This is a genomic window from SAR324 cluster bacterium (assembly GCA_015232315.1).
In the GTDB taxonomy this organism is placed as follows: domain Bacteria; phylum SAR324; class SAR324; order SAR324; family NAC60-12; genus JADFZZ01.
Genome location: JADFZZ010000067.1, coordinates 1 through 7,014, shown reverse-complemented (window position 1 = coordinate 7,014; position 7,014 = coordinate 1). Strand labels below are relative to the sequence as shown.

At 44.4% G+C, this 7,014-nt stretch carries 7 protein-coding genes; all 7 read left to right on the top strand.

All coding sequences use genetic code 11. The features are described 5' to 3' along the window. The coding region (locus HQM11_21035; protein ID MBF0353524.1) for a hypothetical protein at positions 1–486 on the top strand (486 nt) is incomplete at its 5' end. Next, positions 483–1,304, top strand: a complete 822-nt coding sequence (locus tag HQM11_21030; protein ID MBF0353523.1) for an endonuclease/exonuclease/phosphatase family protein — start codon at positions 483–485, stop codon at positions 1,302–1,304. The genes HQM11_21035 and HQM11_21030, both read left to right, overlap by 4 nt. A gap of 6 nt (positions 1,305–1,310) precedes the next feature. Then, positions 1,311–1,790: a hypothetical protein gene (locus HQM11_21025; GenBank protein MBF0353522.1), complete on the top strand. Its 480-nt coding sequence runs from the start codon at positions 1,311–1,313 to the stop codon at positions 1,788–1,790. Between the two features lie 224 nt (positions 1,791–2,014). Beyond that, complete coding sequence (locus tag HQM11_21020) at positions 2,015–3,019, top strand: tyrosine-type recombinase/integrase (protein ID MBF0353521.1); 1,005 nt, start codon at positions 2,015–2,017, stop codon at positions 3,017–3,019. Between the two features lie 2 nt (positions 3,020–3,021). Then, positions 3,022–4,113 (top strand): ATP-binding protein, encoded by a 1,092-nt coding sequence (locus HQM11_21015; protein ID MBF0353520.1) that lies wholly within the window; start codon positions 3,022–3,024, stop codon positions 4,111–4,113. Positions 4,114–4,129: 16 nt separating this feature from the next. After that, positions 4,130–5,116, top strand: coding sequence for a metal-dependent hydrolase (locus HQM11_21010; protein MBF0353519.1), 987 nt, complete (start codon positions 4,130–4,132; stop codon positions 5,114–5,116). A gap of 187 nt (positions 5,117–5,303) precedes the next feature. Further along, positions 5,304–6,185, top strand: coding sequence for a hypothetical protein (locus HQM11_21005; protein ID MBF0353518.1), 882 nt, complete (start codon positions 5,304–5,306; stop codon positions 6,183–6,185). Positions 6,186–7,014 lie beyond the last annotated feature (829 nt).

The following is a 7,014-nucleotide window of genomic DNA, read 5'->3' as shown; positions in this document are numbered from 1 at the left end:
ACCTGGTTGAGTGGTCTGAAACTCACGCCATCCCTCCGCTATGAACTTGCGGGACTCAGCACAGGCGAGAGTTCTGGCACACGTTCACAAACAGGCGGCGACTATAGTCTGAATCTGAGTGCTACTTACGATTTCAGGGAACAACAAGACGAGCTGAAACGACTCAATAAAGACACCCAGGGGATCATCGCGGATGCCACAAAACTTTTGCAGAATATGCAGATTTCACGATCACAGTTCGAATATCTGAAAAACGAGCTGGATTTACTGAAAAAACGAACGGAGATCATCCGTTCAAGAGTTGAAAAAGGCTTATCAAAACGGGAGGAACTTTGGGACATGGAGGAAAGCGCCAGAAAACTCAACAATCAGGTTCTCACCGCTGAAGTGCAGTACAAAGCCAACCGGTTCCTGTTGAGCGTCATGGTTCTAAAAAAACGGGAACAACTGTTGACGATGATCGACACCTGGGAGGGTTTTGAATGACTCGCCTGCTGTTACTGTTGATGCTGTTTTTTGCTACGGATATCTTTGCGGAATGCCAGCCGGACGCCATTAGCGTCATGAGTTGGAATATTCAGAATTTAGGCGGTTCCCTCTATCGAAAAGCCCCTTCCAAGGAGGTTTCGGAACTGGAAACCATCATCCAAACCGTGAAGGGGAGTGATATTGTTGCCATTCAGGAAGTCATGGTCAGCACCGGAGCCAAAGCGATTGCCCTCATAGCTGACGGCCTGAATCGCACTGGTGCAAAGTGGGATTACAGCGTGAGCGATCCCACCTCAGGCCGAGGCAGTGAACGCTACGCGTTTCTCTGGAAAACCAGTAAAGTGTTTCTGGTCAAAGCCTGGCTCTCTCAATCATTGTCTGACCCCCTGGACAGGGAACCCTTCATCGGACAGTTCAGACTCAAAATAAAAACCATTCTGATCTTCAATCTCCATGCTGTCCCTACTGCCAAATGTCCCGCTTGTGAGATCCGTCAAATCCATCAGGAACCTGCATTGACGCCTTCAGGTTCTATCCGCATTTTGCTGGGAGACTTCAATTTAACGGCCAGTGACGAGGCCTTTGATGGCTTAAAGAAACTGGGTTTAATTGCGAGGATTGACAGCAAAACCTCCCTGAAAATGAAACGAACGAGAAGTGGCGTACATCTGGCGAATGAGTATGACAATATTTTGACGGACGCACCGGATGTTTGTGCTGCTGGTATCAACGATTTCACACAGGCATTCTCAGATTTCAGTGAAGCCCGGAAGGTGAGTGATCACATCCCCGTATTTATCCGATTCAATCAATGAGGCTCTATGAAACGCAAAAAACAGACACGAATCTCATCATTACAAATGTCTATTTTAACAGCGATCCAGAATGCGCCAAAACGGGAAATTTCTACAGATGCCATCGAACTCCTTGTCAGAAATTACGCCAAGGCCACCGCTCAACCCTATTCAAAACGACTGGGTGTCAGAACCCTGACCTCACTCATCAAAAAACCATTTATTGAACTCATCACCGAAGGCGACAAGGTTATTGGCCTGCGCCTGTCACCTGACATTAAAATTGATGACAACAAGCTGACATTTATCACTGCGAACAAGACAAACAGCGAACTCACCGCCAGGATCATGCACCTTGAAAATGATGTAATAAAGCCACTTAGAGAAGAAAAACACCGCATGAAGCAGGAAATCAAGCGCCAAGCCTCTGAAATAGAGCGATTGAAGGCAAAATTAAAAAAAACACAGCATCCTTCCGGTTTGAAAAAATTGTTTTCCGGAAGCTGAAGGATGGATATTCCGCCCAAACAACTAAAATAAACATCCATACCCTACAATCGTGGGCTTCATGACAAAAAATATTTCATAATACCTATATTCCGAAAAAAAATTATTCCGAAAATATTTATTTCCGGAAGTTTTTTTGATATGGATTCCCTGTAAACAGGCTAAAAAATTTGAGATTTGAAACAAACAGGCCCGGAACTACACCACTTTTTGAAGGCTCGAATATGGAAGAGGAAGCCATTTATAAAACCAAGGTTGCTGAAAAACAGAATTTTCGGAAGCAACAGGAAATCCAAAAACTGCTGGAAGAATTCGCCTATGACATGAAGCTTGCCAACAAGTCACCGGCAACCATTTACCGCTACAGGCTCACCATGAAGGACTATCTGAAATTTTGTGATGAACTGAAAGTCACCGTGCAGGAAGTGGGACGCCGACAGATGAAACTTTACTTGCAGAGCATGGAAAAGCTCGCGCCTAAAACAGTCCACTCCAGGCTTGCCGCCATATCATCCTTTTACGCATGGATGATTCGGGAGGAGTTGATTGACTCGAATCCCGCAAAACTCGTGAACAAGCCCAAGGTGGGAAAGCGGTTGCCCCAATACCCCTCTGACGATGAGGTTCAGAAACTGATTCAGTTCTGCCGGGGAAACAAAAAAACCTTCATTGCGGTCGCCGTTGAAATTCTGGCCGAGAGCGGCCTGCGTATTTCCGAACTGGTCAATACACGGTTTGGAGATGTGAAGGAAGGGATCACCAAGGACAATAGACTGTTTTACAGTCTGAACGTCATCGGGAAAGGCGATAAGGAACGACAGGTGCCTATCTCCCCTGCGTTAAAACAACGCATCAAGTCTCTGGAGGACGAACTGAAAGAACAAGGTTATACAGTGGAATTTCTGTTCCCTGGGAACAAGCTGAAAGGGCACATTACCGACAGACAAATGCGAGCGCATTTGCATAACTGCTGGACCGCCTCAGGGCAAACATCCTATTCACCGCATAAACTCCGGCATTTCACAGGAACGCATCTCTACAAGGAGCATGGCGATCTTTACCTTGTGGCAAAGGTGCTGGGTCATTCCAATGTTCAAACAACCACGATTTACAGTCATATTGATATTGGCTCACTGGCCGAAAGACTGCAAATGACGCAATCCCGTGAGGCAAAGCCTGAAGAAAAATCCACAACTGCCGACAATGTGCCAACCTCAGCCAAAAAATAAGCATGGACCTTAAAATAAGCGACATCCTTGAAACGGAAACCGAGGAAGAACTACCGGAGGAAGAGTCGCCACAGGAAGAAGATGAGGACCTTGTTGAAAACGACGAAATCCTTGTGGATGAACTGCCGATTGAGGATGACCCGGGAGAGATCATTCTGGGTTCACAGATAGGCTTGATGGCGTGTTCCGGTGTTGCCGGGATCGTGGGACTGATTGGAAGGGACAATGAACTGAGAGAATTGCAAACAAGACTTGATCGTAGGCAATCCGTACTCATTTTTGGAGAACGTTTCATTGGAAAAACCGTATTGCTGGAACAACTTTATCAAACAAATGCCCACAAGAAAGTCGTGTTTATCCGTCAGTCCAAGCCACTGGCAACCCTGTTTGAAACCCTGTTTATCAAGCTTTATGAGTGGAACATGATCTATTCCACAGGAATCAAACAGGATGAGTATGAAGATTTTGATGAGTTGTGGAAAACGTTACGACGGCAGACAACCGCCGTAAAAATCAACATTCTGGAGCAGATTCTCACCGTACACAGGAACATTGTTTTTCTGGTGGATGATGTGGATTCCATTCCCATCACAGGAGAACGCCTGCTGTCTGTGATCGTTTCTTATGGCTCGATCATAGGCACTGCCAGAGATAAGAAACAGTCGATCATGAGTATCTATTTTAGATCGTTGCGGCTGGGACTTGGCGGTTTATCCGAAGCGAATATTGACCTGATCGCCAGGGATTTTCTGAGACTGCAAAATATTTCCATCCAGGATGAAACCCATTTGGTCAAGCATCTCCGCCGTGCGGTGGGTGGCAGTCCGGGAGCCGCTTCAGATTTGCTCTACAGTCTGGCCAATGAACCCACTGTCACACGGGAAAAAGCGCGTGCGCTCACACATAAAGCGGGAACATCCGAGATCAATATCGGGCTGTTCTGGGTTTTACTGAGTGTGTTACTGGCGGCATTCAGAGTGTACGGCATGAAGACAGGCAACCTCCCGGTTGTCATTGGTGGAACCATTATTTTAATGTTCCTGATGATTTTCAGGGGTACGTTGCTAAAAGGCATCCAGCAACAAAAAAAATAATATTACCGGATATGACATGCTCACACCTGCCCATATTGTTTTCAATCATTTTGTCTATGTCGGCGCATCCGTGATGTTCAATCACCCGATTTCAACAGGTGAGATTGTCGCAATCACACTTACAGCACCACTCCCGGACATTGACACACCCAAATCCATCATGGGAAAAGCGTTTCCCATGGCATCCCGTTATCTTGACACCCACCATGGACACCGAACCATCACACATTCCATCTGGGCGGTGTTGATCATTGCCTGTTTAGCGACTCCATTGGTGGTTAATTCATGGTGGACGTACATCGCCGCGGTAGCAGGCTATTTCATGCATATCGTGGCTGATACCTTCACAAAACAGGGTCCGATGTTTTTCTATCCCAAAGTCAAAGCCTATTTTGTGTCACTTGTCCCAGAGTTTCGCATGGTGACAGGAGGAGCGCATGAAAAAGTTTTGATGGGAATCATGATTTGTTCTTTGCTTTTTTTGTATCCTTTGTCATATACGGGATTGATACCAATCATAGAATTATTGTTTGGAAATCCCAAAAAACAGCAGACTCAGGAGTTGACGGAAAAGAGGGATTTTGACAGGCGTCTTCAGGCTTCAGAAAAGGCCAAGAATCAGCGATCCAAAACAGAACTGGATGCCATGCTGCAAGACGGGATTATTGACCGTTTTGAATACAATCAGATGATAAAAGAATATGAAACAACGCTTGGTGAAATGGGACTCTACACCGCAGAAAATGACATAGGAGAAGATGCTTCCTGTCTGGCCAGCGTCGAGGGCTTCAACAAGGAATTTGTGTTTGTCAACACGTCTCCCTCGTGTGTCAGTGTTTCACGCAATTCAGACGGTCTTTTCCCTGTAAAATTATCGGGAGCGGATGAGATCCCGGGTGCTGTACAAATTCTTAAAGGCAAAGTGATCAACCTTGCCTGCGAAACACAGGAAGAACGTCCTGTCTGTAAATTTTATTTTGAAGGGAAACTGTTTAAGCCATGAATAGAAATTTAAAAATTTTGACAGGATTTGTTTTTATGCTGTTTTCGATTGTAACGATATCGTTGTATTTTCTTAACGCGGCAATACAAATTGCTCCTTTAGCACTACCCGGCCAATGAAATTAAGATACTACCTCCCAGAAACCAAAGAATCCTACCCGATAAAAATTATTTACATGATTTTAGCAATGCTGATCATCGCCCCTGTTGCATGGTTTTACCTGGTACAACTCCCACCCTCACCCGATGCGAGTAAATACAAAGGATTGGTTTACCTGCATCGGGCTGGGCATAATTCAGCACCTGAAAACACCATCACTGCGGTGAAAAACACTTGGATACATGGTGGCAAGGCCATTGAGATTGACACGCATTTGAGCAAGGACAACGAGCTTGTCGTGATTCATGATGACACGCTGGACCGGACAACCAACGGAGCGGGGAAAGTCAAGGACTACACTTTGGCGGTTTTGAAAAAATTAAAAATCAAGCATGAGATTGATGGTGAAGAAGTACTCACAGACGAGACGATTCCAACGTTGGAGGAATTGATGACGGTTGCTGTCGGATTGGGTTTGAAGGTTGAGATTGAAGCCAAGAATGCTTCCGATTACAAGGTTTATGCGGAAAAGATTGGAAACCTGTTTCAAAAAATGAAACTGCACGACAAAGCATTTGTCAGTTCCTTTGATCCCAGAATTTTATACCGTGTAAGGCAGTTCGATCCAGACATCATCGTGGCACTGGCAGTACGTAGGGATGTGTTTGATAACTGGGTGATGGATGCGATTTATAACTGGGCTTCTGTCACCTGGGTGCCGCATTTGCTCAATATTGGTCTGATTGAACCCCATCAGAAAATGGTAACACCAGAGTTTATTCAGCATTGGGAAGACCAAGGTATCCAAATCAACGCATGGACGATTAAAGACAAGCAAACCAAAAACTGGCTGGCTTCAATGAATGTTGGTTACACCACCAATTGTTTAGGGGCACAGTGTACCAACAAAGAGACAGATCAGATGGAGCATGACCAGTATCTGAAGAATAAATGGGACACACTGCCTTAGTGTGCCAGTCGTTTATTTCAACATTAGTATTATTTTGTTGATTTTATCCGGGTGGGTTTTGCCTGTTTTTTCATGGCGTTATCGTGCTTTTGTTGCCTCAACAAATATCCTTTCTGTTTTTACATATTCAAAGAATTCATTTCTCTCTTTCCATTATCGTTTCAGCCAATATCTCAAAAAAGTAATCAGGCTGCATGAAAAAATATAACCATCTTATTTCAAACGGTTATGTTTTAGTCTCTGATATTCCATCCGGAATAAAATATTGATTTTAAAAAATAGCCTGTTTAAGGTGTCAAACAGCTTCTCGAAATTGATTTTATTCAATGAAATTGAATTTTTGAGGAGTGTTTTTTGCGGGAGGATCAGGCCACGAGGCGGCAACCTCGTGACTTGAAAAGCAAGGGTTTTGCTATTTGAGAGAAATTTTCAATAGCACTTTGTATCTCCCCTGATCAAGATAAAATTATTAATCTTAATCATTACGGAGGTCTATGACTTATAGTGAAGTCATGATGACTCTCGATGTTTTGATCAGCTTTTCGTTGTTGCTGATCAAACTTCGTGAGTCATAATTCAATGCCCTCAGCGCAAGCTGGGGGTTCAATACAAAAAATGAACACGTCAATCATGATTTCAGAAATGATATAAACTTTGCGGGTGAAATCATTGAGGCTTACAGGGTGTTTTCTAATTTTGTTCGGCGAAAGAAGATCAATCTGGACTGGGTTCGTCTGGATCGAGACTGGGACAGAGTGGAGACCGCTTTAAGGAAGCTCTACAAGGAAGTTTATAGGCCACAAGCTGTGGAAACAACCTATTTTGATTT